A 1,565-nucleotide genomic window follows, 5' to 3' on the forward strand; every position below is an offset into this window, starting at 1 on the left:
TGGCCGGCCACCGTTCCCGGTCACGACTAACCGGCGTGGTTGGCGAAGATGTCCGACGCCCCGCTGACCGCCACCGGCCGCGCGACACCGAAGTACGCGGTCAGCGTCGGCCCCGTCGCGGCGAGCCCGGAGTAGTCGCCGAGGAAGTAGCCGCCCGCGTCCGGGGCCGTCGTGTAGTCGAACGACGTCGCCGTCAGCCGCGTCTGCCCGTTCACCGCCCAGTTCGCCGGGTTGCCGCAGTCACTCGTGGCGGCGTGGCAGTGGGCGAGGTACGCGTCGGTGAGCCCGGGCTGCGCCGGGGTCGCGTTCTGCAGGCCGTAGTAGCTCAGGCCGATCGTGCCGTCGGCGGTGACGCGGATCTGCGGCACGAACGCGGGCGTGTCCCCCGGCGACTGGTCGACGCGGATCGTCTCACCCCACGTCAGCCCGCCGTCGGCGGACTGGGCGAAGGCGATCTTGGCCGCGCCCGTGGCGCTGAACCGGGAGTCCTGCCAGACCGCGTACACGAAGCCGTTGACCGGGTTGACGGCGAACTCGGGCAGCTCGTCGCTGGAGCGGACCGGGTGCCCGGCGATCGTCACCGAAGCCACCTGCTGGGTGTCGATGCCGATGGCGCCGGACCACGTCGTCCCGCCGTCGGTGGACCGGACGACCGCCGCGGTCGACGTCGACGAGCCGCGGCAGTGCTGCCCGCCGTGGGTGAACGGGCAGGCGCCGCCCTTGTTGGTGATCAGGTCGAAGCCGTTGATCAGCACGCCCCGCCCCGCGCCGGTCGTCGGCACGACGATCTGGTTGCCGATCGTCTGGTCGTTCTGCCCGGGGTCGAAGATGATCCGGCCGGTGCTCCAGGTCGCGCCCTTGTCGGTGGTGCGGGAGAAGTAGCTCGGGCCGCGGTAGGTGAACGCGTGCGTGTACGCGCTCGGGTTGGCGTTGGTCCGCGGGGCGACCAGCTGGTCCCACACCGCGTAGGCGCGGTCGGCGAGCAGCGGGTCCGCGGTCACCGTTTCCTTGTCGTTGAGCACCAGCGTCGAAGTGTCCAGGCGCGCGACGACCGGGGTTTCCCAGTGGTCGCCGCCGTCGAGCGAGCGGCTGACCAGGATCGCGCTCGCCCCGCCGAACGCCGGGCCGTCGGCGTTGAACGAGTCCGCGATCGAATACACGACCCGGCCGTCGGCGGAGAAGCTGACCCACGGGTCGGTGGTGCGCTGGAAGTAGCCGGGCGAGCCCGCCGTCGCGCCGGCGCAGATGCTGAACCGCGGCTGCGCGGCGGCCGGCGTCCAGGTCGCCCCGCCGTCGCGGGACACGACGTTGGTCAGGCCGTTGGACCCGCCGTCGTTCCAGCGGTCCTGCTGCGCCGAGCCGACGAGGTGGCGCGGGTCGGCCGGGTCGGCGGCGACGTACGGCTCGACCTCGGACCCGGGGTAGTTGACGCTGCCGCGCGCCTCCTGCTGCGCGACGAGCGCGGCGCACGCCGCCCCGCCGCCCAGCGGGTGGTCGGGCACCGCGACCGGTACCCCGGCGGCGAAGGTGGTGGCGACGGCGATACCGGCGCCGGCCAGCAGGGC

1 protein-coding gene is annotated in these 1,565 nt (G+C 73.5%); it reads right to left on the reverse strand.

What is annotated here, in order from left to right; genetic code table 11:
• Window positions 1-26: 26 nt before the first annotated feature.
• Window positions 27-1,565, reverse strand: a 1,539-nt coding sequence (locus CCN39_RS35700) for a sialidase family protein (RefSeq protein ID WP_086849605.1), incomplete at its 5' end; no start/stop codon positions are given.

It is taken from the genome of Amycolatopsis kentuckyensis (assembly GCF_002155975.1).
In the GTDB taxonomy this organism is placed as follows: domain Bacteria; phylum Actinomycetota; class Actinomycetes; order Mycobacteriales; family Pseudonocardiaceae; genus Amycolatopsis; species Amycolatopsis kentuckyensis.